Source organism: Pseudomonas sp. GM18 (assembly GCF_000282195.1).
Classification (GTDB): domain Bacteria; phylum Pseudomonadota; class Gammaproteobacteria; order Pseudomonadales; family Pseudomonadaceae; genus Aquipseudomonas.
Genome location: NZ_AKJT01000040.1, coordinates 57,783 through 82,192 on the forward strand (window position 1 = coordinate 57,783; position 24,410 = coordinate 82,192).

Genomic DNA, 24,410 nt, shown 5'->3' on the forward strand with positions numbered 1-24,410 from the left:
AAAGGGATAGATTGGTTTTTGGGATGCGGTGAAAATAAATCTGTCCCCTTTCTTCCTTCTTTCTTCCTTTTCCTATGTGCCTCTGGCGGAAAAATTGACACGACCCGTTGGAAAAAATCGGGTCAATGATTGCGAAAAAGCTTGATCCGCTCCATTCAACGTCTGCGAGTAGGTTATTTCCCAGTTGATTGACTCATCTGTGGTCGTTATGAGTTTCGCAAATTTGCTCATGCAACCCTCCTTGTAGAGGTTTGCTCCAAGCCAGAATCCTGCAGAAGCGTCTGGACACGGCATACGAGTAATGAATAACTCGACAGACGTTATCTTTTCGGGAATGTGTGCGTAGAGTGCGCTCCAGGCACGGATGAAATTTTCTTCCGCATGTCCGCCCAAGGTATTGGGTATTTGAGGGGTCGTATATTCTGCCGGATAACTCAGTGATCGTGTTTGCAGCGCAACATACTCTTCCTGAGTTTTAGCGGAAATAAAGCTGGCATGAATCTCCCCGTTATATTTTCTGCCCATCTCGATTGCAGCGTTCGCTCTCTTCTTTTCTATAGTGGCGAGTTGTTCTGCTTTTACTATTCTCAAGCAGCTTTCGTAGTCTTTTGTCCCGCCTTGGCGTTTTTGGAATGCAAGAGCGTCACTCTCGCAGGTCATTTGATCCCTACTAGCTGCCAGGTATAGGTTGTTCCAATAGCTGTACTCTCTTTCCGCTGGGTGTTGATGGATCATTTCCATCTCTCGTTTTACAGAAGATCGTACTGGTGGAATTCTGGGAGCTGGATCGAGTTGAAGGGGCGTTGCACCCATCATTGGAGTGGAGGCCGGAGTGTCATAGCCATTGTTGCGGAATGTGATAAGAAAGGTGTCATTCTTATTGATCCTGCATACACCTCCTACATAGTTTGGGTCATGTTCTGCTTTCGACATCTCTGCGGTACACAGCGTTGAGAAAGTTGTCATATAAGTACCTGTCCATACTGGGTTTAAGTAGAAGAAAGACAAAAAGGGACAGATTTGTTTTTGGGGGGCGGTGAAAATAAATCTGTCCCCTTTCTTTCTTTTCAGGCTCTGACATCAAAAAGAATGGGGCGATGGTCGGGACCGCTCATATCAAACACATCAGCCGGTTGCAAAAGTGGCATTTTGAACTCCGTTTCAATAAGTGCAGAAGTGTTCTGTTGTCCAGTTGCCGTCCTGAGCAAAGCGCTCAATGGTTAAAGCTGGTCATTCCCGATGACTTTGAACGGTGAGGGGACGTTGATCCAGTAGCAGCGGTTCATCCCCAAGCAGCTTGAGTTCTTATGTTCTTCGCGAAAGTCGTCGATATCGCTGCGCAGGGTATTTTCCCTTCGCTGTGCGAGTGCGCGGAGTCTCGAACGTTCGTTGGTCAGCGCGTCCGCCAGCATGGTGAGAATGTTCTGTGCAGCATCCAGCTCGTTGATGGATTCGTTCAGAAGGGCGACTGAGTAGGCTTCGCGATAGGCATCCTGGCAGTCTTTGCACTCGCGGGTCGCCTTGCCTGCGCAGACGTCTGCCGTGTTGTAGGCCTGGCGTGTCGAGGCCGCCAACGAGCGTTCCAGCAGATGCAACGTATTGGTGATGCGATCCTTGTTGGAAGTGGATTCGTCTGTCAGTTTTTTATAGAGCTCACTGATGCCGTAGGACGCGGCGAGATCAAAGGCTTTTGCCAAAACGGGGCCAACAAAGGGGACATGGGACAGTGCGAACGACGCGGCACTGGTGCCTGCCGTTTGGCCATAGCTCGTCATGTCATTGAGTTTTTTTTCCAGTCCGCCGGCTTCCGTTGCGGCGGCACGTTCTTTCGCCAGTGCCATTATTTTGAAGGTTGCATCTGAAGGGATCATGCTGCACTCCTTAATCTTGGTAATTACTCCAACACCCACTCCGCCAACTTCCCCGTCACCTGCGTCATCAACACATTCTCGACATCCCTCGCACCCGCCGCACTGCACTTGGCCAACACCGCCTGCACAATCCCGGCATCAAACTCAAACTGTTTCCCGGTCGCCGCTTTATACCGGCCACGCAATTTCTCCAGCTTCGCCAGCACAATTGCTTCCAGCGTCGCTTCATCCAGCGGCCGATACGCCACCACTGTCATGCGCGCCAGAAACGCTGGGCGAAACGCTTTCAGCAGCACGTTATGCAGCGCTTCGTTGAAGGCATCGGTGCCCAGTTGCGCGGTCGGTGTGTCGAGCAGCAGTTCTGCCCCGACGTTGCTGGTGGCGAGCATCACGGTGTTTTTGAAGTCCACCACCAGCCCGGTGCCGTCCTCCATCACGCCTTTGTCGAACACGTTGTAGAAAGCTTCGAGCACGTCCGGGTGGGCTTTTTCGATTTCGTCGAGCAGTACCACCGAATAGGGTTTGCGTCGTACTGCTTCGGTGAGTACGCCGCCGCTGCCGTAGCCGACGTAACCGGGCGGGGCGCCTTTGAGTTGGCTGACGGTGTGGGCTTCCTGGTATTCGGAAAGGTTGATGCTGATCAGGTTGCGTTCGCCGCCATACAGTGCGTCGGCCAACGCGTAAGCGGTTTCGGTTTTGCCGACGCCGGTGGGGCCGACCAGCAGGAACACGCCGACCGGTTTCTGTGGGTCGGTGAGGCCGGCGCGGTAGGCTTGCAGGCGTTGGGCGATGGTGTTCAGCGCGGTGCTCTGGCCCATGACGCGCAGGCCCATGCGCTGGCCGAGGGTGCGCACGGCGTGGGCTTCGTCGGCGAGCATCTTGCCCACCGGGATGCCGGTCCAGCCGGCGATCACGGCGGCCACGGTTTTGCCGTCGACCTGTTCCGGCACCAGCGGATCGTCCTGGCGAATGGCGTCCAGACCGGCCTCGAGTCGCACCAGTTCGGCGGCCAGATGATCGATACGGCTATCGGTGGCTTCGTCGGGTTTGTCGTTGTCGGCGCGCTCGCTCAAGGTGAGTAATTCGCGACGGGTTTCCAGCAGTTCGCGCACGGCGATCCGTTCTTCGTTCCAGCGAATTTCCAGTTCGCGAATGGCCTGTACGTTACCCACGGATTCAGCTTCCAGCAGGGTGATGCGTTCACGGTGATCGAGCCCGGTGGCCTGTTCGCGACGCAGGCGTTCGACTTCATCCTTGAGGCTCTGTTGGCGATGGCGCAGGCTTTCCAGCGGTGGCGGTACGTCGTGCTGGCCGAGGGCGACCCGGGCACAAGCGGTGTCGAGCACGCTGATGGCTTTGTCCGGTAACTGGCGCCCGGAGATGTAGCGGTGGGACAGTTTCACCGCTTCATGGATCGCCGCGTCGAGCACCTGCACACCGTGATGCTGTTCCAGTTTCGCGGCCACGCCCCGGAGCATTTCCACGGCGGTGATTTCGTCCGGTTCCTCGACTTGCACCAACTGAAAACGCCGGGCCAGGGCCGGGTCTTTCTCGAAGTATTTTTTGTACTCAAGCCAGGTGGTCGCGGCCAGGGTGCGCAACTCGCCACGGGCCAGCGCCGGTTTGAGCAGATTGGCCGCGTCGCTGCCGCCTTCCGCGCCGCCAGCGCCAATCAGGGTGTGGGCTTCGTCGATGAACAGAATGATCGGTTTGTCGGCACTGCGCACCGCGTCGATCACGCCTTTGAGGCGCTGCTCGAACTCGCCTTTGACTCCGGCCCCGGCCTGCAACAGACCGAGGTCGAGTACCCGCAGGCTTACTTCCTGCAACGACGGCGGTACATCGCCGGCGGCAATGCGCAAGGCCAGGCCTTCGACCACCGCGGTCTTGCCCACCCCCGGTGCGCCGACCAGGATCGGGTTGTTCTGCCGACGCCTGAGCAGGATGTCGATGCACTGACGAATCTCACTGTCACGGCCGACGATGGGGTCGATGCGCCCGGCGTGTGCGTCGGCGGTCAGGTCCTGGGTGAACTGGTCGAGCACTGAATCCTGTTTCGGTTGCGGATTGCCGGCACTGACCGGCCGTGTGCCGCCGACGTGTTCGCGCGAGCTTTCGGTCCACTCCAGTAAGTTACTGCGCAAGGCTTCCCGAGGAATTTTCAACAGCGACGAGGCGCTATTGAGCAGCAGGCTGCGGCGTTCGTCACGGTCGAGCAAGGCCAACAACAACAAGCCGGAGCGGATGCTTTCGAGGCCGAGCACGCTGGCCTGAACCACCGCGTCTTCGAGCAGGCCGATGGTTTGCGCCGAGAGCGCCGGGGTGCGGGTGCTACCGGATTTGAACAGTTCGAGGGCCTTGTTGATTTCCGCCGTCAGGGCATCGCGCTCCAGGCCGAAGCGCGGCAGCAGCCAGGCGAAGTCACCGCCCTCGATGTCCAGCAGTTCAAGCAGCAAGTGTTCGATTTCGACGTAATGGTGACCCCGTTGCAGGCAGCGCTGCGCGGCCCGTTCGAGGGCGCGGCGGTTGTCCGGGTTGAGGCGTCCGATCAGGCTGGCCAGTTCCATGTTCAGGTGATCTCCAGCTGACGAAGGCGGGTTTCGATCCGTTGCACGGCGAGGCTGGTCTGGCGTTGCAGGCCGCCGTTCCAACTGAGCAAGGGCGGTGTCTGGCGAGCGAGTTTCATCGGGCTGGCACCGCGTACCAGCAGCACCAGCGTGCACTCCAGGTCGGGGCCGAAATACAAGGCGCTGAGGCTGGCCAGCGCCGGATGGGCTTCGCCGTCCGGCAGAAACCGCGCCGCCTGCGCCGAGGTCAGCGGGCCGAGGGTCAGGCGGATGCCGGCGTGTTCATCCCAGACCCGGGTGCCGGCCACGGCGCTGCGGCCCAGTTGCAGATTGCGCCCGCCCGGTTGCAGACGGCTGCGACTGGCCGGCGGGATCTCCCGCCAGGCGCCTTCATAGGCGCTGAGTTCTACTGGCAGTTCAAAGTGCTCGCGCACGATCGCGGCGAAACCGGCCAACGAACGACGGCCGTCGGCAAACAACGCGCTGCACGCCAGTACCGCGGAATCGGGCACAGCCTGGCGTTCCTGCAAGGCTTTGGGCAACAACCCGGTCAGCGCCCGCAGTTGCGCCTGCACCGGCGACGCGCCGGGGACGGTGAAGCCGACAGCAATCCGGTGTTTGCGCATCACCTTGTACAGCAGGCTGAGCAAGCGATGCTGGAACAGGTCGAGGAACTCGGCCGGTGCATGATCCTTGGCGCGGGCCCGTTGTTGCAGCCATTCCTGATAGGCGTAGGGCAGGGGGCCATCCGGTCCGCCTAGGCCGAACACGGGAGTCGTGAGCGTCGGTGGCTGGCCCGTGTCCTGGGTCAGGCTTTCGATTTCGCTGGCGGAAAAAAGCGGCGTCAATGGCCCGCGCAGGCGCAAGGCTTCGGCTTGAGGCGCGGTGCCGCTGCCCAGGGATTCAGCTTGCGGGTGTTCACGTTCCAGCAGCAGCAACGCCTGCAACAACTCGAACGCCTGCGGATCGCGCCGCAGCTTCTGGCTCAGGCTCAGAGGGACAGCGGCATGCCGGCTTGGGGTTGCCATGTCTTGACCTCCTTGTCTGACTGGACCAGGACCGTGCGCACGAAGCGATTGGCCGTGGCGTAGAGTGAAAAGAACTGCGCCAGCACTGCGGAAAACAACACCGCGCTGCTGCCGACGAAATGCTGCGGATCGAGTTGCAGCTGAACTTCCAGCCCATTACGCCAGCCGCGCCAGGCGTCTTCACCGACATGGGCGATCACCCGTTCGCAGCCGAGGCTTAACAAGCCGTCAATCTGCCGCAAGGCGCTGGCCTCGTCGCGCAGGTTGTGCAACTGGAGGATTTCCTTGAGGGCATCCAGCGCCTGCGGTCCCTCGACCAGTGACAAATGATTGAGGGTCAGCTGCGACACCAGCCGCCAGCGCGATTCGCCGTCCAATCGCGGCAAACTTTGCGGGCTCGGTGGGTTGCGCAAACGGGCCCAGGCCACCGGCCCCGGTCGCTCGAAACCCAGGGGCGTACCGGCGGGCAGGCTTTGGGCGAGGTGCCGGTTGGTGCACAGCAGTTCGGCGGTGAGGCTGTATTCGCTGGCTTCAGTCAGCGGATCGAGTCGGGTGTCGACCAGGCTCACCATCAGGTCGGTGCCCAGGCGATTCGGGGTCATGCCGCTGACCCGGCGCGCATGCCAATAGCACTGTTTGTCGCTGCCAACATGCTGGCTGCCGTAATACGCCGGCACCCGTTGCACGCCCTGGCTTGTGCTGGCGCGCATGGCGCGGATGCTGTGGATCTCGACGCTGTTTTCCCGGTGGCTGTCGGCGACCAGGCGGTACTCGCTGCGGGTGCCGTCCGGGCGCAGGGGCTCCGAGGTTCGCGGAAACAGGTTGATCACCGGCGCGCAGCCCAGGGCGATGTCGCTGGCCTGAAGGTGCAGACGGTTGGCCGGGGCGCGGTCGAAGACGATGTACAAATACAGCGTCTGGCTGTCGCTGGTGGCGCCGGCCAATGGAATATCGAAGAAGTTGAATTTGTCCGGGAAGGCAAAGTACTCGGCGAGCAGGCGCATGCCCGGATGCACGCCGTCCTCGTCCGGCAACAGCACTTCGTCGCTGGCAAAACCAACGATCTGCGGTAACCCGGCCAACACGACGGGTACGCTGCCGACCGGTCCGGCCAGCACCTTCACGGCATGGGCGCCGAGCAGGTCATACAGGCAGGCGTTGATCACCGGCGAGGCGGTCAGGTGCACGCGCAATTGTTTGATGGCCAGCGTCGACCACTGGCTTTCACCCAGGCAACGCAGGCTCAGGCGCAGGGCCGAGCGCGCTTGCGCCACACCGGTCAGGGCCTGGGCTTCGTCGCTGCCCAGCAGCAGCGCTTCGTTGATTTCCACCGGCCACAATCGAACCGCGGCGCTGGTGCGAAAGTGGATGCTCTCGCCTTTGGTGGTGGTGACGAACAGTGGTGTGTCCCGTGGCAATGGATAACCATCGTCGAGGTTGCCCTTGCTCGGGTCCGGCTCGAATTGCACGATCGCGCAGGACGGCAACGGCCGCATGGCCAACGGGTAAAGCTGTTCGAGCAAGGAGTCGCTGAATTCGGCGTAATCGTCATCGAGCCGCCGTTGCAAGCGTGCGGCGAGCAAGGCGAAACCTTCGAGCAGGCGTTCGACATGCGGGTCGGGGCATTCACCGGGGGACAGTTCCAGGCGTCTGGCAACCTTGGGATAACGCTCGGCAAAAACGCTGCCGGCGTGGCGCAGCCAGGTCAGTTCGCGTTGGTAGTAATCGAGCAGTTGCGGGTCAATCGAGTCGCTCATGACGCACCTCAAGGCCATGGCTGGCCTTCTCGATGACAAATGCCACGGGCCAGTGCTGCTGGCCGCTGCGCAACTCGCCCAGTAGCCGAATGCTCAGTTGCTGCGGATGGCCGGGGACCGGATTGACCTGGACCTCGCCCAGTTGCAGGCGCGGTTCGAAATGGCTGATGGCCTCGCGGACTTCCCGCGCCAACTGACGACGGTCATCGCTGCGCTGCTGTTGCAAGGCAGTCCAGTCAGCGATGCCGTAGTCGAGAATGCTCGGCGGGGAGGTCAGCGGACGTGAGCCGCGTCGGGTATTGAACAGGCGCAGCAACTCCGTGTGCACCGAGTCGAGCAGCCCCTGGCGATCGAACACCTGCACTGTGTCGACCTCGCTTGAGGCGAGGCGCTCGAACAATGGTGGGAGCATGCCGGTGCCTGCCATGACCGACGCGTCCGCTTACTTGACGAGCTTGTTGGCGGCCATGTCCCAGGTCGAGGCGGCCGTGCCTTCCTTGGTGCCGTCGTCTTTCTGGGCGGTGAGCTCCCACTTGATCTTGGTGAAGTTCAGGGAAATGGTTTCCACCGGTTTGCCACCCGTGCCGCCGCTGACGCTGACGTTGGACAGCACCACGTTGGTCAGGGTGTAGATGATGAACGGCATCAGCTGACCGCTGCCTTCGGCAGCGTTGCGGCCGATGGTGATCTTGGCTTCGGGGATCGGTTTACCGGCGCAGCAATATTCGTTGAGGGAGGGCGTCGAGCTGTCGACGAATTTGGTCAGGGTGAACTCGCCGATGTGTGGCTTGCCGGAGGTCCGCTCCGAGTTGCTGACGTCGTTGGTCACCTGCATGGCCACGTTGTGGCTGTAGGACATGACTTCGATCTTGTCCTTGTAACCCTCGAGCAGGCTATCGCCTTTGATGTCGCCGCCGAGGTCGAGAATGATTGCATCCATCGCATGAAACTCCTGAAAGTAATCGTGCTAGATAAGCAGGGGAATTCCGCCGGGTTGGCCCCGGCGGGAGGCAGGTCAGGCGGCTACCGGTGGCGGCAGGGTCGCGACCAGGCGGATCGACGCGGTCAGCTCCTCAAGCTGGAAGTGCGGCCGCAGGAACACCGTGGCCTTGTAGGCTCCGGGCTTGCCGGCGACTTCGGTCACATCCACCCGGGCTTCACGCAACGGGTACTGCGCCTTGATTTCTTGCGGCGCGTTGTCGTTGATCAGCACATAGTCGGCGATCCAGTTGTTGAGGTAGGTCTGCACGTTGTCGCGGGTCATGAAGCTGCCGACCTTGTCGCGCATGATCACCTTCAGGTAGTGCGCGAAACGCGAGGCCGCGAGCACGTACGGCAGCATCGCGGAAATCCGCGCGTTGGCGTTCGCCTCGTTGGTGTTGTAGAGCTTGGACTTGTTGGTGGTCTGGCCGCCGAAGAACACCGCCACGTCGCTGTTCTTCTTGTGGCACAGGGCGATGAAGCCGAGGTCGTTGAGTTCTTTCTCGCGACGGTCGGTGATCGCCACTTCGGTCGGACATTTGAGCGACAGGTCACCGGAGGTTGTGCGGAAGGTATGGGCCGGCAGGCCTTCCACCGCACCACCGCCTTCGGCACCGCGAATCGCCGCGCACCAGCCGTACTTGGCGAAGGCTTCGGTGATCCGTTGCGACAAGGCCCACGCGGCGTTGCCCCACAGGTATTTGCCGTGGTCACTGCCGTTGACGTCTTCGACGTAGTTGATGCCTTCCACCGGCGACGTATCAGGGCCATAGGGCAGGCGCAGCAGGAAGTGCGGCAGCACCAGCGACACGTAGCGCGAATCTTCGCTTTCGCGGAACGAGCGCCACTTGATCAGCTCCTGGCTCTCGAACACTTTCGACAGATCCCGCGGCACGGCCAGTTCGGTGAAGCTGTTCATGTCGAACAGCCGTGGGCTGGCAGCGGCAATGAACGGCGCGTGAGCGGCCGCGGCGACGTTCGACAGTTTCTCCAGCAGGCCGATGTCTTGCGGGTGCCGGCCGAAAGTGTAGTCACCCACCAGCAGGCTGAACGGGTGGCCGCCGAAGGTGCCGTATTCCTCTTCGTAGATCTTCTTGAACAGTGCGCTCTGGTCGAACTCGACGGCTTTTTCCAGGTCGTTCTGCAGCTCTTTTTGAGTCACGTTGAGCAGGCGCAATTTCAGCCGGGAACTGGTCTCGGTGTTCTTCACCAGCAGATGCAGGCCGCGCCAGGAGGCTTCGAGTTTCTGCAGGTCCGGGTGGTGCAACACTTCGTTCAGTTGAGCGCTGATCAGCTCGTCGATCTGGCTGATGCGGTCGTTGATCATCGCCACGGTGTCCTTGTCGATGGCCATGCCTTCGTCGAGGACCTGGGTGGCGAATTCCGCGAGCATGTCGCGGGCGTAATCCTGTTGGCTGTCGTCATGGGCCATGCGGCCTTTGGCGATTATTTCGTCGAGCAGGGACAAGGTCTCGGTCGTACTGTCACTGGCTTGGCTTTGGGCGGCGGATGAGGCAGGCATGGCAAAATTCTCCCTGGGTGGATGAACGATCAGGCTTGCGGTTCAGCCGGTGCTTCGCTGTCGCCAGCAGGAGCGGGAGCGGCGGTGTCCGGACGAGCCGACTTGATCTCTTGCAGTCCCTCGGTGTTGGCAATGACGTCACGCAGCAGTTTGTCCAGATCATCGTTGCCATCGAGTTTGGTCAGCAGGTCGCGCAGACGCTGGCGCGCTTCGAACAGACGCCGCAGCGGAGTGACTTGCTCGACCACCTTGACCGGGTCGAAGTCATCGATGTGTTTGAAGTTGAGCTCGATGTTGAGTTTGCTGCCGTCGCCGCTGAGGGTGTTATTGACCTGCAAGGTGGCGCGCGGGCCGATCGAGGCGAGGACTTCATTGAAGTTGTCGCGGTCGATTTCGGTGAAACGCCGTTCATTCAATTTCGGGAGTGGTTCGAGAGGCTTGCCGGAGAGGTCGGCAAGAATACCGACAACCAGCGGCAATTCTTTCTTCTCGATCGCGTTGCCGATTTCGACGTCGTAGGTGATTTGCACCCGGGGTGGGCGAACCCTGTCTAGCTTGTGCTGAGTACTTTCTGCCATGGTGGCTGACTCCGATGCATGAGGCGGGTGCAATGCATCGGGAGGCCCGTTTCATCGCATTCCCTTACTGGACCGTAGGTTAGAAAGGGAGGGCAGAGGACCTGTCATTCCTTTGACGAACCTTCCACATTCGTCGTGCCGACCGAACTACCCAAGACGCTAGAACAGGTCTATAAAAAAGCAAACAAAAAACGTTTTTGGACCGTGTCGAGAAAAGGAAAATTCATTTTGTACGCACGTCTTTTTTCTTTGGTTCTGCTCTTGTCACTCGCCGGGTGTTCGTTGTTCGGGCCTCGCGTCGATCTCGATAACCTGACGCTGGACGTCGCGCCTCGCGCCAACGATGACACCCCGATTGCGGTGGACTTCATTGCGGTGAACGACGCGGATCTGCTCAAGCAATTGTCGGGCATCACTGCTCGCCAGTGGTTCGCCGAACGCGAACAGTATCAGCGCGACTACCGACAGCTGATGACGGTCTGGGGACTGGAGCTGGTGCCCGGTCAATTCATCGACAAACAACCCTTTCCGCTGGGGGGCAAGCGGGCGGCTGGACTTTTAGTCTTCGCCAGCTATACCACTCCCGGAGCACACCGGTTGCGGCTGGACGATCAAAGCAACGCCTGGCTCAAGTTCGACAGTCGTGAGATGACACTGGTCAGCGATCACCCGAACTGAACACAGGGCCAGGCCGCCATTGGTGCGGCGCCACGAGAGGTCGAAGGGAATCGTATGAGTCTGCTTCCTGACGCGGTTTGCTGGCATGAGGGCATGCAGTTGCTGCCCCAGCATTTTCAGTTGCAAGGGCTGCGGGCCGAGGCGTTGGTAGCGCATTTCGCCCAAGCGTGTAATCCATGGTTCTGGGGCGTGACCCGCGTCGAATTCGACCCCTCGGCACTGAGCGCCGGGCTGGTGCGCCTGCTCAATTTGCAGGCGACGTTGCCGGACGGTTTGCCGGTCAATCTGCAGGCCGGTGTCGGGCCGATGCTGGAGCTCGACGTCAGTGCAGCGATCGATGCCACGGACAACGCCACCGTCACCGTGTACCTGGCAGTCAGCCCGCTGTGGCGCGCCGGTCAGTTGCTGCCGCTCAAGGGGCGATTGCAGTCTGTCGTCGGCGACGCATTGCCGGATCTCACCAGTGGCGAGTACCCGGAATCGATCACGGTCTGGCGTCCGAATCCGCGTTTGTGCACACAACTGAACAAGGCCGATTCTGTCTGCCTGCCGCTGCTGAGGATTCGCAAGGAGGGTGGCGGCTTTCTTGCGTTGCCTTACACACCGCCGACGCCATGCCTGTTGCCCGAGTCGGTGGTGGGTCGGCGCGTGGCGGGGCTGTGCGCCAGGGCGCGGGAGAAATGCATGTTCCTCGCCGGTCGTTTGCGCCAGGCGCAGCAGGCCGGCAATCAGGATGACGCGATGGAGATTCGGCGTCAGTTGACGGCGCTGTGGGCGCGACTGCCGGAAGTCGAAGGCCTGCTGAACAGTCGCGTGGCCACGCCGCAGGCGCTGTATGGCTTGCTGCTCGGGCTGGCCGGCGCCTGGTCGGCGCTCGATCCATTGGCCGGGGTTCCGGCGTTCGCCCCGCTGGATTTTCTGGAGTTGCAGCGCGGCTATGAAGCGGTGCTCGACTGGCTGGAAAAGACCCTCGAATTGATCCGCGCCGGTTATCGCAGCCTGGCATTCGAACGCAACGAACAGTCCTTCTCGATTCAATTGCCCGAAGACCAGCCGAGCCAACGGCTGGTCATCGGGTTGCGCATGCCCAACGGCGCCAGCGAGCAGGCCGCCAGCGAATGGCTGCGCGGGGCGATCATCGCGTCGCAGCCGCACATCCCGCTGCTCAGCCGTCAGCGCATGAGCGGTTTGTCCCATGAAGCCATGAGTCGCAATGAGCAAGTGGCCTACGGCGTCGGCGACGATACGCGGTTGTTTGTGGTGACGGCCGAAGGCCAATGGTTCGACGGGCAGTTGCCGTTGCTGATTGCCGCACCGGCTTCCAGGCTGGCCAGCAGTCCATGGCAAGTGGTGTTGTTTGTGGCCCAGGCGAGTGAGAGTGCTTGATCAAGGAAGGAACGTCATATGTCTGAGGGGAATGCCGGGACAGGTACACGAGGCCTCAACGAAGCGCCGCTGAGCAGTGCTTTTCGCCAGGCCTGGCAGCAATGGTCCCAGGACTGGAGCCAGTTGCCCAAGGACAGCGAAGACGAAGCGCTGGTGGAAGCGGTGGTCGAACTCTCCACGCAAATCTCCCAACGCCTTTGGCGAACCGCCTTCGCCAAGGTCGGTGACGCCGCCACCGAGCAAGTCAAAGCACTGGTCTATGCCTTTGTCGCGCTGGTCGATGAAACCTTGCTGTTTACGCCATGGCCGGGCCAGTCGGCCTGGCAGGATAAACCCCTGGAATCGCGGATGTACGCCAGCCGTCAGGCCGGCGAGCGGATACCGTTGGCGATCAAGGAACTGCTGGACGAGCAAATCCCCACCATGCGCGATCTGGCCAATGTCTATTTGCAGTGCCTGGTGTTGGGCTTTCAGGGGCGTCTGCGGGGCGAACAGAATCAGGCGCAGCATGAAAAATGGCGCCTGGCGCTGTTTACCTTTGCCTGGCAGCACGAGGCGGATTATGCCGACGTCAGCTCCCGGCTCGAACAGCCTTCGGCGGTGACGCCGCTGCAATTGCCGGTGCGTCTTTCGTTGCCCGATGGCTTTCGTCTGGGCCTGGGGATTCTCGCCGTGGTCCTGCTGCTGACCGGGTTGGGGCAGTTGTTCTGGCGTGACATTCGCCAGGAGCTCGAACCGGTCTTGCAACTGACCGATTCGGTGGCCACCTCGGAGCAAGACTCATGAGCACGCTGGGGATTATCGGCCTCATCATCGCCGTGCTGTTGGTGCTGGCGATTGTCGCCGTGGCGGTCTGGTGGTTGCGCACGCAAAGCGGTGCGGCGATCCGCAGTTTTTACATGGCGGTGCGGCAGATGGAGCAGGAGCAGGGCACCCAGGATCGTTATCAGATTCCCTGGCTGCTGATGCTCGGCAACGAGACTCAGGGCACCCAGTTGTGCACTCAGTGGCGCTTGCAGCCCACCGACAAACCGGGCTGGTTCGGTCGCTGGTGGTCGGACCCTGAAGGGGCGGTATTGGTGGTACCCCAGGCGCTGTTTTTGCCGGATGAAGGCATGCACCTGCAACGGGGTGGCTGGTGGCGCTTGCTGGGATTGATCCTGCGCTTGCGCAGTCAACGTCCGCTGGACGGAGTGATCTGGACGGTGCCGATCAGTCGGCTGGGCAATGCCGAGCAGGCGGCGGCCCTCGGCTTGGCGGCGCGTCGACGCTTCATCGATTTGTTGCAACGCTTCGGTTTGAGCCTGCCGGTGTACGTGGTCATTACCGGCATGGAAGAGTTGCCGGGCTTTCAGGAGTTGATCAGCGCGTTGCCGGTCGAGGCTCGTGAACGCACACTCGGCTGGTCCTCGCCTCACGGGCCCGATGCGGTCTGGCAGGCGCAATGGAGCGATCAGGCGCTGGATCAGGTCAACCGGGCGCTGGCGGAATCGATCATCGAAATCGGCGCCTTGTCCGGGCAGTTGAGCGTCGATTTGTATGGCTTGCCGGAACGTTTCGAAGCCTTGCGGCGGCATCTGCAATCCTTGCTGGAACCGGTTTTTCAGGGCAATGCGCAAGGCGAGGCGCCGCGTTTTCGCGGGGTTTATTTCACCGCCAACCAGCCCTCGGACGACAGCGCCAACGGATTTTCGGCCTACGACACTGGCTTACAGCAGAGCGCTTTCGCCCGGCAGTTGTGGCAACGGCGGGTGGTCGCCGAACGCGGCCTGGCTCAAGTGGTGCCGCGTCTGCTACGCCTGCGTCAGCGCTGGCAGCGCGTGACCGGTGGGGTGGCGCTGGTGGTCGCGCTGCTCTGGGGCGCTGGCATGCTGTGGGTGTGGCAGGACTCGGAAAAGGATGCCCATGAGTTGTCGCGTCTGATGCAAGGGGCGCAGAAAAATTACGCGGCTGTCACGGATGAATCCCATCGGCTGGAGGCGACCCGACGCAACGTCCAGAGTTTCTGGAGGGTGCTGGAAAAAGCACCGCGCTGGCGCTTCACCTCAGTGGTGTTTCCGACCTCCTGGTTCTCCTCGCTGGATGCGCAGTTGGAGAACGAATTGCGCCTCACCGCCCACAGCCATTTGTTGCTGCCGCTGCGCGATTTGTTGAGCGCGGATCTGGCGCAACTCAAGACCATTCGCAACACCGAACGACGGGGCAACGTCGAAAGCGAAGATCCGGCCCAATGGCAAAACTACGTCAAGGCCACGGAACTGGTGGAGCGTGCGGTGAGTCTGGAGCAGCAGAACCAGTGGTTCAATCAGGCGCTGAACAATACCAAGGCGCCGCTCGAAGACCTGGTGTTGCTGAGCAACAATGCCCTGTCGCTGAACCTCAACGCCGGCACTCTGCACCGCGCCGGTTTTTACAACCGGGCGCTGCTGGATGCCGACAACAGTGAGTTGAAACCGCTGGACCTGACCGTCGAGCGCGCGCAGATCGAGGAAAACTTCCTCGGGCTCATGGAGCGCTGGCTGGACCAGTATTTCCTTGCCGACAACTTCGTGCGCCAGGCCGGTTATCTGCGCTTGCACCTGGAGCGGCTGGAGGCCGGCAGCGGCAATTCCCTCTCCGAGCTGGAAGATTTGCGCGCGCTGATCGACGACCTGCAAGCACTGGTCGGCCTGACCAACTCAGCGTGGAGCCGGGGCAAGGGCCAGGATCTGGTGCCCGGTTACCGGGCGATGATGGACAAGGTACGTCAGAGTACTTTGCTCGGCCCGCAGGTCGAACAGCAGCTGGATCAGCAGGCGTCGAAGTTGCAGCAGAGCTTTCGTGACCAGTGGATCACCCAGGCCGGGGCCCGGGATAATTTGCTGATCCAGCAAGGCAGCGGGCAACTGGTATTGCAGGAGCATGTGGTGCAGTTGAACAACGCGGTGCAGGCGCTGTTCAAGCGCGATTTTGTCGCCATCGCCTTACAGGCGGATCAGTCCGACGTCCCGGATGGGCAGGGGCGCGGTGTTGATGGCGACGACCTCGACAGTGCGCTGAACTACTTCGCCAGTTACAAGAGTTATGCCGCCGAAGAGCTGCCGCGCATTCCCCCGGCGTATCGTGGCGCGTTGCTGCAAGCGGCCGAAGGCGCGGTGGTCAAGGCCATGTTGTCGAGCCTGCGCGAGCACAATGCGCAGGTCCACAGCGGCGTTTTCAATGTGCAGGCAGCCCAGGCGATTGCCTTGCAGAAAGCCTTTGTCGAGGTGCGCCGCAGCGATCTGGCCACGCGTTTGCAAACCGCCTTGAACCGCCGTGCATTGGCGGACATCGTCAGCGGCCTCGACGAAATCGTCGCCCAGCCACTGTTCAGTGGACGCACCGAAATCAGCCAGTGGGACGGCTCGAAAAACCTCGGCCTGCAACTGTATGGCGCCAATGACGTGCAGGATTTGAAACTGAGCCTCAAGCAGCAGTTCAATACCATGCTCGGCATCACCGAGCGCCGCACTTCGGCGCTGGAATGGCTGAAAGTCCAGCAACAGAACCTCTCGGCACTGGATTACGAGCGTGTGACGCAGTTCAGCGCGCTCAACGACGAGCTGCTCAAATACAAAGAGCAGAACCCCGCCAGTTCGCCGGCGCAGATCGAGCAATTGGTGAGCCGGGACTTCATCGAAATGGACGTCGCGTCCTGTGGCCAGATCCTGCAAACCGCCAACCTGTCCGGAGGGCGCGGAACCTTGGCGTTGCGGGCGGTGGATCTACAACAAGCCGCCATGCAGCGCTGCCAGTTCTTGCAACAGCAACAGGCGGCAGCTGCGTGGAATGAGCTGGCCAACTATTTCAACCAGTACTTGGCGGAGCGCTTTCCGTTTGCCAATGGCCTGCAGGCCAGCGATGCCGACCCGGCCCGGGTCCAGCATTTGCTGGAACTGATCGACAAGCGTTTGCCGGTGGCGCAGGCCGGCTTGCTGCTGAGCCAGACCCCGGAGCGCTTGGCCGCCGAGGACTTTCTCAATCGTCTGAAGCAAGCCAGCACCTGGCTGGGGCCGATGTTCGTGCGCGACAAGAGCGGTGTGCTGGGGCTGGAGATGGACGTGCGCTGGCGCACCGATCGGGAGGAAGAGCGTGGCGCCGATCAGGTGATTGCCTGGGGCTTGAACGCCGGCAATCAACAGATCAACTACCCCGGCGAGGCTCAGCAGAACCTGCGCTGGATGGTCGGTCAACCGATCCGGCTGACCTTGCGCTGGGCCAGAAATGGCTATCAGCGCCCGGCCAACGATCCGTTGCAGCCGAGCCTGGTGGTGCGGGATCTGGAAGCGGGTTGGGAGTACAGCGGTCCATGGTCGCTGTTGCGCTTGATGCGTTCGCACGTGTCGGTGCAGCGTCAGCCGAACCTGGACTACACGGATTTTCCGTTGACCTTGCGCCTGCCCGTGACCACGCAGGCCAGCACCGCGGAGCAGACCCTGATGTTTGTGCGCTTGTCGCTGATGACCCAAGGCTCGAAATTGCCGCTGTCCATTCAGCCCTTGCCGACCCGGGCTCCGCGTTCACCGTTCATGGTGACGCGGTCGACCGCGGCCATTGAATCCCATGAGGAGGAGGGCCTGTGAATCAACCTTCAACACCGTTGCCGGAACTGATTGCGCAACTGCTCGAACCGATCAGCGAGCAGGCGCCTTGTGGTCAGGATTTGCGTTATGAACCCGAGTTCGACCGGTTGCGCGAACTGCGCCGAGAGGACGACACCAGTTTGCCGACGGGTGTGTGGCAGTCGTCGATCAAGCGCGCCCAATGGCCGGAACTGGAAAAGCTGACCACGAGCCTGCTGCTCGAACGCAGCAAGGACTTGATGCTCAGCGCCTGGCTGGGGGAGGCCTGGCTGCATCAGGACGGGCTCGAAGGGTTGCCGGGCAGCCTGGCGCTGGTGGCCGGGTTATGCGAGCGCTATCCCGAACACCTGCACCCACAGGCTGAGGACGGCGACCAGTCATGGCGGGTGATACCGCTGGAATGGCTGGCTCGACGCTACGCTGAAGTGTTGCTGACCCGAGTGCCGCTGTTCGAGCCGCACAACCATGAGTTCGATGGTTTCTGTCTGGACGCCTGGCGCCGGTTGCAGTTGCAACAGGTGCAGGGCCGCGACAGTAAAGCGGCCAAGACCTCGGCCGAGAACGCGCGCAACGAACAGAAAAAACTCACCGAACAGATTCGCGCCACACCGTTGTCATTCTGGTTGCGCAGCCAGGGCAGTCTGCTGCTCAGCCAGCAGCACTTGCAGCGCCTGGAGGTGTGGAGCGACGCTTTTCTCGGAAACCAGGCCCCAGGCTTCAAGGCGTTGCAGGACGTGATCGACGCATTGTTGACGCTGGTTCAGGAGTTCATCGCCATGCATCCACGAAAACCGACCCCGGCACCGCCCGTCGAAACGCCTGTGGTGGCAGCATCGAGCCCGGTTGCTGCGCCGGAAGTCATCCCGACGCCCCAGGTGTTCAGCGAGCCGGCGAATCGTGAAGAGGCGTACCGGCAGTTGCTGCTGATCGCCGAGTACCTGGCGCGCACCGAACCCCACAGTCCGGTGCCCTATCTGATCAAGCGGGGCGTGGAGTGGGGCAACAAGCCCCTGAGTGAACTGCTGGGCGAACTGATCAGCGCCGACGCCGAATCCCGGCGACTCTGGACGCTGTTGGGCGTTCTTTAGTGATTGAGCCGGGTTGCTGTTGACGGTGGCGGTAACGCAATAGGCGTCAGTACCGGTTGACCAGAAAAAAACGCCGTCAGGTTTTTGCCGGCCAGTTCGACGGTGCCTTGGGTGGCCTCCGGGGACAATCCGGCGACATGCGGGGTCAGAATCACGTTGGCCAACCCCTTGAGGGCGTCCGGTACCTGGGGTTCGTTGTCGAAGACATCCAGCGCGGCACCGGCGATCCGCCGCTGTTCGAGGGCGGTGATCAGGTCTGCCGTGACGACCACACTGGCCCGGGCGATGTTGACGAGGAACCCGTTGGGCCCCAGGGCGTCGAGCACTTGCCGGTTGATCAGGTGCTGGGTGCCGATCCCGCCTGGGGTGGCGACTATCAGGAAATCCGAATGGCGTGCCAGCTCGGTAGGCGTCGAGCAATAGCTGTACGGCACATCGCTGCGATGTTGGCGGTTGTGGTAACTCACCCTCATATCAAAGCCGTTGGCGGCACGTTTGGCGATAGCCAGGCCAACAGCACCGAGGCCGAGGATGCCTATGTGTTTGCCGGACAGGGAAGGGCGCATGATTTTCGGCCACTCGCCCCGACGGACGGCAGCATCGGCCCGAGGGATGTCACGAACCAGTGCCAGCAGCAACGCCATGGCGTGATCGGCAACGGAAGAGGCATTGACGCCGGCGCCGTTGGTCACAGTGATCCCCCGGTTGACGGCGGCTTGCAGGTCGACGTGTTCGTAACCAGCGCCGATCACGCAGATGATCTTGAGGTTGGGCAGAGCGGCGATTTCATTGGCGTACAGGCCCAACGGGCCACGCGTCAGCACCGCATCGATCTGGCTGCCCTGTCGGGCAATGGCGGCGGCGCGCTCGGCCGGGGTTGGGGCCAGGATCAAATGAAACCCCTGATGTTCGAGAATCGGCAGGTATTCATTGATGGTTTCAACCAGTACCAGAACAGTTGCGGTCATGCTGGGCTCCTGAGGGCAGCGGAGTGTCGGGGCTCGAACGTCGCGTCAGATTGCTGACTCTAGAGCAGATTGGCAATGGCCCGAGATCATAGGTTATTGGTTGGCAAGCACCCGTGCAGGCGTTGGCGATACCGGCGAGCTTCTTAGATACAACACTAGATCAGCGCGCGGCGGATGGAGAGGATTTGTCCGCGATGAAATTGCCGTAGCAGCTGTCGAGCCTGCGAGGCTGCGTTCGGGTGTAGCAGCTGTCGAGCTTGCGAGGCTGCGTTCGGCTGCGCAGCAGTCGTAAAATCAGGCACTGCGGTCCGTCAGGCACACCGTACATTCAGGGTTTACTAAAGTGTGTCAGAAAACGACACATCGCATACCCGTTGCCGACAGTTATTTTTCTAAAAACGACAGACCTCTGATCTGCTCCGCACAACCATTGCTCAGCTAAACCTTTGCTTCTGCTCGTTTATCACGGAGAATCCCGCCCCTGTTTCGGCCGGAGCATGTCTGTCGGTTTTTTCCGACGCGTCCTGACCGAGTGGCAAGTGACCGGAAAGCGGAGATCCGACCGGATGAATGATCAGGCCAATAGCGTCGACGAGCGCTATGTAGCGGCGACACCAGCGAGCCTCGAAAGCTGGAACCGCCATGACACCACCTGGATGCTGGGCCTGTTTGGCACGGCAATCGGGGCCGGTACCCTGTTTTTACCCATCAACGCGGGGCTGGGCGGCTTTTGGCCGCTGCTGATCCTGGCGCTGCTGGCGTTCCCCATGACGTTTTACGCGCACCGTGGCCTGACCCGCTTCGTGCTGTCCGGCCGTGAAGGCGCAGACATCACCGAAGTGGTGGAAGAACATTTCGGCATTAAGGCCGGCGCGCTGATCACCTTGTTGTATTTTTTCGCGATCTTCCCGATCCTGCTGATCTATAGCGTGGCCCTGACCAACACCGTGGGCAGTTTCCTCGAACATCAGTTGCACATCATGCCGCCACCGCGCGCCGTGCTGTCGTTCGTGCTGATTCTCGGCCTGTTGGCGGTGGTGCGTTGCGGTGAGCAGGTGATCGTCAAGGCCATGAGCCTGATGGTGTATCCGTTCATCGTCGCGCTGCTGTTCCTGGCGGTGTTCCTGATTCCTCACTGGAACGGCGGCATCCTCAGCACCGCGTCCACACTGCCAGAGTCGTCGGCGCTGCTGCACACCCTGTGGCTGGCGATTCCGGTGATGGTGTTCTCGTTCAACCATTCGCCGATCATTTCGGCGTTCGCGGTGGACCAGAAACGTCGCTACGGCACGCATGCCCAAGAGCGCAGCTCGCAGATCCTGTCCCGCGCCCACCTCCTGATGGTGGTGATGGTGCTGTTCTTCGTCTTCAGCTGCGTGTTGACCCTGTCGCCGGCGCAACTGGCGGAAGCCAAGGCGCAGAACCTGTCGATCCTGTCGTACCTGGCCAACCACTTCAGCAACCCGACCATCGCCTTCGCGGCGCCGTTGATTGCCTTCGTGGCCATTTCCAAGTCATTCCTGGGCCACTACATCGGCGCCAGCGAAGGCTTGAAGGGCTTGATCGTCAAGAGCGGCAAACGCCCGGCGCCGAAGACCCTGGACCGTATGACCGCGGCTTTCATGCTGGTGGTCTGCTGGATTGTCGCGACCCTGAACCCGAGCATTCTCGGCATGATCGAAACCCTCGGTGGCCCGGTCATCGCGGCGATTCTGTTCCTGATGCCGATGTACGCGATCCGCAAGGTGCCGGCCATGGCGCGTTACCGTGGCCAAGCCTCCAACGTCTTCGTGACACTGGTGGGCCTGGTGGCGATTACGGCGTTGATCTACTCGCTCAGCGCCTGAAGCCGCGGGCGATCAATCGGGGTTGCCCCGGTTGATCGCCCCCTTCGAATGCCCGGCCAGACGACCTTTGGTTCGCTGGTGGCAATGCTCGATAGCCGCAACGGCTTTTTCGCAGGCCTTGCACAGTGTGGCCGGCGCAGAGGCTTGCTGCGGTGCGAACCACTCGGGGCAGAAGCTGATCACGCCGTCCGGCGAATGCATCCATTGGCTGATAACGTGGTGAACCGTCCCGCCCAGGCCCTTTCTGGCGCGCAAGGCGTTAAGCGATGGCGCACAGAGCTGGTCCAGCGCCAGCCGATGGACCTCGCGCAAGAACGGTGAAATCTGTACCGAAAGGTAGGCAATGCCGAACTTCTCCTGGGCCACACGTGCGCCCAACGCCCAAAACGAGCCCACCACCACGATATCCTCATGGCGCCGCGCTGCGATGTAGTCATAGGTCGGTTCGAGCAGGTGTGAGACCGCGTTCCACTGCTCTGCCAAAGCGCTTTTCGAGTCTCGCAGGCGGGGCGTGCCGTCGCAGGTTTGCTGGCCTAACGGCTCGAATTCCAACCCGTACTGTTCGATGGTGGCCTTGAACTCCGGCAGGCTGCACAAGGTCGCGCGGTGACCGCGCAGGTTCAGCGCATTGGCCAGGCCAATGAAGGGGAAAACGTCATCGGCCGAACCGATGGCGATCAGGATCACCCGCATGACTCCTCCTTGAGATAAGGCCCGCGAGGGCCTCGTGGCACGCCGTCCTGGTGCCGACATCAGGCAAAGATAGCTGGGTAATTGGCGACAGGCATAAAAAAACGCCGCTCATCTCACGATGGGCGGCGTTTTTCATGGCTTTGTAGCGTTAGGCTTGAACGACCGGGATGTTGGCGTTCGCAGCAGCTTCACGGAACTCGGCGATCTGGTCGAAGGACAGGTAGCGGTAAACGTCGGCCGCCATGCTGTCGATCTTGCCAGCGTATTCCATGTACTCCTCGACGGTCGGCAGGCGACCCAGGATGGACGCAACGGACGCCAGCTCGGCCGAAGCCAGGTAGACGTTCGCGCCGTCACCCAGACGGTTCGGGAAGTTACGGGTCGACGTCGACACCACGGTGGAGTTCGGCTCTACACGTGCCTGGTTACCCATGCACAGCGAGCAGCCTGGCATTTCCATGCGTGCGCCGGCCTTGCCGTAGATGCCGTAGTAGCCTTCTTCGGTCAGTTGGTGAGCGTCCATCTTGGTCGGCGGCGACAGCCACAGACGGGTTGGCAGCTGACCCTTGACCTGATCCAGCAGTTTACCGGCAGCGCGGAAGTGACCGATGTTGGTCATGCACGAACCGATGAACACTTCGTCGATCTTCTCGCCAGCAACGCTGGACAGCAGACGGGCATCGTCCGGATCGTTAGGTGCGCAGAGCACAGGCTCGCTGATGTCGGCCAGATCGATTTCGATGACTTCGGCGTATTCGGCGTCGGCATCGGCTTCCATCAGTTGCGGGTTGGCGATCCAGGCTTCCATCGCTTGAGCACGACGTTCCAGGGTACGTGCATCGCCGTAGCCTTCGCCGATCATCCAGCGCAGCAGGGTGATGTTGGACTGCAGGTACTCGGTGATCGACTCTTTCGACAGCTTGATGGTGCAACCGGCAGCCGAACGTTCGGCCGAGGCGTCGGACAGCTCGAAAGCCTGTTCCAGCGTCAGGCCTTCCAGGCCTTCGATTTCCAGGATGCGGCCGGAGAAGGCGTTTTTCTTGCCTTTCTTCTCGACGGTCAGCAGACCGTTCTGGATGGCGAAGTAAGGAATGGCATGAACCAGGTCACGCAGGGTGATGCCAGGTTTCATTTTGCCTTTGAAGCGCACCAGGATCGATTCCGGCATGTCCAGCGGCATGACGCCGGTGGCTGCGGCGAACGCGACCAGACCGGAACCGGCCGGGAACGAGATGCCCATCGGGAAACGGGTGTGCGAGTCACCACCGGTACCCACGGTGTCTGGCAGCAGCATGCGGTTCAGCCACGAGTGGATGATGCCGTCGCCCGGACGCAGGGAAACGCCGCCGCGGGTCATGATGAAGTCAGGCAGGGTGTGGTGAGTGGTCACGTCGATCGGCTTTGGATAAGCCGCGGTGTGGCAGAAGGACTGCATCACCAGATCAGCGGAGAAGCCCAGGCACGCCAGGTCTTTCAGTTCGTCACGGGTCATAGGACCAGTGGTGTCCTGGGAACCCACGGTGGTCATCTTCGGTTCGCAGTAGGTGCCAGGACGAACGCCTTTGCCTTCTGCCAGGCCGCAAGCCTTGCCGACCATTTTCTGCGCCAGGGTGAAACCCTTGGTGCTTTCGGCCGGAGCTTCAGGCTTCTTGAACAGGTCGAACGGCGGCAGGCCCAGCTCGGCGCGAGCCTTCTCGGTCAGGCCACGGCCGATGATCAGCGGAATACGGCCGCCGGCGCGGACTTCGTCCAGCAGGACCGGGGTCTTCATTTCGAAGGTGGTCAGGACTTCATCGCTGTTGTGCTTGGTGACTTTGCCAGCATGCGGGTACAGGTCGATCACGTCGCCCATGTTCATGTTGGAAACGTCGAACTCGATTGGCAGTGCGCCGGCATCTTCCATGGTGTTGTAGAAGATCGGAGCGATTTTGCTGCCGAAGCAGAAACCGCCAGCGCGCTTGTTCGGCACGTAAGGAATGTCGTCGCCGAAGAACCACAGTACCGAGTTGGTAGCGGATTTACGCGAGGAACCGGTACCGACCACGTCACCGACGTAGGCGATAGGGAAACCTTGACCGCGCATTTCTTCGATCTGCTTCATCGGGCCGGTCTTGCCTTGCTCGTCCGGAACGATGCCGTCGCGGGCCATTTTCAGCATGGCCAGGGCGTGCAGCGGGATGTCTGGACGCGACCAGGCGTCTGGAGCAGGGGACAGGTCGTCGGTGTTGGTTTCGCCGGTCACCTTGAAGACGCGCAGGCTGATCTTGTCGGCCAGCACCGGGCGCTTCTTGAACCACTCGCCGTCAGCCCAGGATTGCAGCACGGCCTTGGCGTGAACGTTGCCGTTCTTGGCTTTTTCAGCCACGTCGTGGAAGGCATCGAACATCAGCAGGGTGTGCTTGAGTTCTTCAGCAGCCACTGGCGCCAGTTCGGCGTCGTCCAGCAGGTTTACCAGGGTCACGATGTTGTAGCCGCCCTGCATGGTGCCGAGCAGTTCAACAGCGCGTTTCTTGTCGATCAGAGGGGATTTGGCTTCGCCCTTGGCGAGGGCAGACAGGAAACCGGCCTTTACATAGGCGGCTTCGTCTACTCCTGGCGGAACGCGATTGGTGATCAGGTCAACGAGGAAAGCTTCTTCGCCAGCCGGGGGATTCTTCAGCAGCTCGACCAGGCCTGCAGTTTGTTCGGCGTTAAGCGGCTGGGGAACGATACCCAGTGCTGCACGCTCTTCGATATGTTTGCGGTAGGCTTCAAGCACAGTTATTACCCTCATCAGTGGTCCCAAATGGGTGTCCGGGACGCTCATCCCGAAATTGCCGTACTCATGCGCTGCGTGGCGTTGTGG

Annotated in this window: 18 protein-coding genes; 6 read left to right on the forward strand and 12 right to left on the reverse strand. The window is 61.1% G+C overall.

The window, feature by feature from the left end:
- Nucleotides 1-72: 72 nt before the first annotated feature.
- From PMI21_RS0128095 to tssB, 9 genes are all read right to left on the reverse strand, one after another.
- Entirely contained in the window at nt 73-966 is an 894-nt protein-coding gene (locus tag PMI21_RS0128095; RefSeq protein ID WP_007937690.1) for a hypothetical protein, read from the reverse strand.
- A 254-nt stretch (nt 967-1,220) separates the two neighbouring features.
- Nucleotides 1,221-1,871: a hypothetical protein gene (locus PMI21_RS16045; protein WP_007937693.1), complete on the reverse strand. Its 651-nt coding sequence runs from the start codon at nt 1,869-1,871 to the stop codon at nt 1,221-1,223.
- Between the two features lie 23 nt (nt 1,872-1,894).
- Nucleotides 1,895-4,438, reverse strand: a complete 2,544-nt coding sequence (tssH, locus tag PMI21_RS16040; protein ID WP_007937695.1) for a type VI secretion system ATPase TssH — start codon at nt 4,436-4,438, stop codon at nt 1,895-1,897.
- Between the two features lie 2 nt (nt 4,439-4,440).
- A complete protein-coding gene (tssG, locus tag PMI21_RS16035) occupies nt 4,441-5,466 on the reverse strand; it encodes a type VI secretion system baseplate subunit TssG (protein ID WP_007937698.1) in 1,026 nt (341 codons plus the stop codon).
- Complete coding sequence (gene tssF, locus PMI21_RS16030; protein WP_007937700.1) at nt 5,430-7,223, reverse strand: type VI secretion system baseplate subunit TssF; 1,794 nt, start codon at nt 7,221-7,223, stop codon at nt 5,430-5,432. Before tssF ends, tssG begins: the two co-directional genes overlap by 37 nt.
- Nucleotides 7,207-7,650: a type VI secretion system baseplate subunit TssE gene (tssE, locus tag PMI21_RS16025; protein ID WP_007937702.1), complete on the reverse strand. Its 444-nt coding sequence runs from the start codon at nt 7,648-7,650 to the stop codon at nt 7,207-7,209. The genes tssF and tssE overlap by 17 nt, the downstream gene beginning before the upstream one ends.
- Before the next feature lie 15 nt (nt 7,651-7,665).
- Nucleotides 7,666-8,163, reverse strand: a complete 498-nt coding sequence (locus PMI21_RS16020; protein ID WP_007937704.1) for an Hcp family type VI secretion system effector — start codon at nt 8,161-8,163, stop codon at nt 7,666-7,668.
- 75 nt (nt 8,164-8,238) lie between these two features.
- Complete coding sequence (tssC, locus tag PMI21_RS16015) at nt 8,239-9,726, reverse strand: type VI secretion system contractile sheath large subunit (protein ID WP_007937706.1); 1,488 nt, start codon at nt 9,724-9,726, stop codon at nt 8,239-8,241.
- Between the two features lie 29 nt (nt 9,727-9,755).
- Nucleotides 9,756-10,304, reverse strand: a complete 549-nt coding sequence (tssB, locus tag PMI21_RS16010) for a type VI secretion system contractile sheath small subunit (protein ID WP_007937708.1) — start codon at nt 10,302-10,304, stop codon at nt 9,756-9,758.
- Between the two features lie 228 nt (nt 10,305-10,532).
- Between tssB and PMI21_RS16005 the strand changes: the two genes are divergently transcribed.
- Genes PMI21_RS16005 through tssA form a run of 5 tightly spaced genes read left to right on the forward strand, consistent with a single transcriptional unit; the run spans nt 10,533 to nt 18,057 of the window.
- The gene (locus PMI21_RS16005; RefSeq protein ID WP_007937709.1) at nt 10,533-10,982 is read left to right on the forward strand and encodes a hypothetical protein; all 450 of its coding nucleotides are present in this window, start codon (nt 10,533-10,535) and stop codon (nt 10,980-10,982) included.
- Between the two features lie 54 nt (nt 10,983-11,036).
- Complete coding sequence (gene tssK, locus PMI21_RS16000) at nt 11,037-12,368, forward strand: type VI secretion system baseplate subunit TssK (protein ID WP_007937710.1); 1,332 nt, start codon at nt 11,037-11,039, stop codon at nt 12,366-12,368.
- Nucleotides 12,369-12,386: 18 nt separating this feature from the next.
- Entirely contained in the window at nt 12,387-13,154 is a 768-nt protein-coding gene (locus tag PMI21_RS15995) for a DotU family type IV/VI secretion system protein (protein ID WP_007937711.1), read from the forward strand.
- A complete protein-coding gene (locus PMI21_RS15990; protein WP_007937712.1) occupies nt 13,151-16,969 on the forward strand; it encodes a type VI secretion system protein in 3,819 nt (1,272 codons plus the stop codon). The genes PMI21_RS15995 and PMI21_RS15990 overlap by 4 nt, the downstream gene beginning before the upstream one ends.
- Nucleotides 16,966-18,057: a type VI secretion system protein TssA gene (gene tssA / locus PMI21_RS15985; protein ID WP_007937714.1), complete on the forward strand. Its 1,092-nt coding sequence runs from the start codon at nt 16,966-16,968 to the stop codon at nt 18,055-18,057. The genes PMI21_RS15990 and tssA overlap by 4 nt, the downstream gene beginning before the upstream one ends.
- Here the strand turns inward: tssA and PMI21_RS15980 are convergent.
- The gene (locus PMI21_RS15980) at nt 18,054-19,025 is read right to left on the reverse strand and encodes a 2-hydroxyacid dehydrogenase (protein ID WP_007937716.1); all 972 of its coding nucleotides are present in this window, start codon (nt 19,023-19,025) and stop codon (nt 18,054-18,056) included. The genes tssA and PMI21_RS15980 overlap by 4 nt on opposite strands.
- A 566-nt stretch (nt 19,026-19,591) precedes the next feature.
- Here PMI21_RS15980 and PMI21_RS15975 point away from each other — a divergent pair.
- Nucleotides 19,592-20,872 (forward strand): serine/threonine transporter, encoded by a 1,281-nt coding sequence (locus tag PMI21_RS15975; RefSeq protein WP_007937718.1) that lies wholly within the window; start codon nt 19,592-19,594, stop codon nt 20,870-20,872.
- A 12-nt stretch (nt 20,873-20,884) separates the two neighbouring features.
- Here the strand turns inward: PMI21_RS15975 and PMI21_RS15970 are convergent, their stop codons facing one another.
- Nucleotides 20,885-21,565, reverse strand: coding sequence for a glycosyltransferase (locus PMI21_RS15970; protein ID WP_007937720.1), 681 nt, complete (start codon nt 21,563-21,565; stop codon nt 20,885-20,887).
- 148 nt (nt 21,566-21,713) lie between these two features.
- Entirely contained in the window at nt 21,714-24,323 is a 2,610-nt protein-coding gene (acnB, locus tag PMI21_RS15965; protein WP_033063969.1) for a bifunctional aconitate hydratase 2/2-methylisocitrate dehydratase, read from the reverse strand.
- Nucleotides 24,324-24,410 lie beyond the last annotated feature (87 nt).

What these genes read in the sequence shown, in the direction of transcription:
- PMI21_RS0128095 (WP_007937690.1), bottom strand. Translation starts at nt 966, where the DNA reads ATGACAACTTTCTCAACGCTGTGTACCGCAGAGATGTCGAAAGCAGAA.
- PMI21_RS16045 (WP_007937693.1), bottom strand. Translation starts at nt 1,871, where the DNA reads ATGATCCCTTCAGATGCAACCTTCAAAATAATGGCACTGGCGAAAGAA.
- tssH (WP_007937695.1), bottom strand. Translation starts at nt 4,438, where the DNA reads ATGGAACTGGCCAGCCTGATCGGACGCCTCAACCCGGACAACCGCCGC.
- tssG (WP_007937698.1), bottom strand. Translation starts at nt 5,466, where the DNA reads ATGGCAACCCCAAGCCGGCATGCCGCTGTCCCTCTGAGCCTGAGCCAG.
- tssF (WP_007937700.1), bottom strand. Translation starts at nt 7,223, where the DNA reads ATGAGCGACTCGATTGACCCGCAACTGCTCGATTACTACCAACGCGAA.
- tssE (WP_007937702.1), bottom strand. Translation starts at nt 7,650, where the DNA reads ATGGCAGGCACCGGCATGCTCCCACCATTGTTCGAGCGCCTCGCCTCA.
- PMI21_RS16020 (WP_007937704.1), bottom strand. Translation starts at nt 8,163, where the DNA reads ATGGATGCAATCATTCTCGACCTCGGCGGCGACATCAAAGGCGATAGC.
- tssC (WP_007937706.1), bottom strand. Translation starts at nt 9,726, where the DNA reads ATGCCTGCCTCATCCGCCGCCCAAAGCCAAGCCAGTGACAGTACGACC.
- tssB (WP_007937708.1), bottom strand. Translation starts at nt 10,304, where the DNA reads ATGGCAGAAAGTACTCAGCACAAGCTAGACAGGGTTCGCCCACCCCGG.
- tssK (WP_007937710.1), top strand. Translation starts at nt 11,037, where the DNA reads ATGAGTCTGCTTCCTGACGCGGTTTGCTGGCATGAGGGCATGCAGTTG.
- PMI21_RS15995 (WP_007937711.1), top strand. Translation starts at nt 12,387, where the DNA reads ATGTCTGAGGGGAATGCCGGGACAGGTACACGAGGCCTCAACGAAGCG.
- PMI21_RS15990 (WP_007937712.1), top strand. Translation starts at nt 13,151, where the DNA reads ATGAGCACGCTGGGGATTATCGGCCTCATCATCGCCGTGCTGTTGGTG.
- PMI21_RS15980 (WP_007937716.1), bottom strand. Translation starts at nt 19,025, where the DNA reads ATGACCGCAACTGTTCTGGTACTGGTTGAAACCATCAATGAATACCTG.
- PMI21_RS15975 (WP_007937718.1), top strand. Translation starts at nt 19,592, where the DNA reads ATGAATGATCAGGCCAATAGCGTCGACGAGCGCTATGTAGCGGCGACA.
- PMI21_RS15970 (WP_007937720.1), bottom strand. Translation starts at nt 21,565, where the DNA reads ATGCGGGTGATCCTGATCGCCATCGGTTCGGCCGATGACGTTTTCCCC.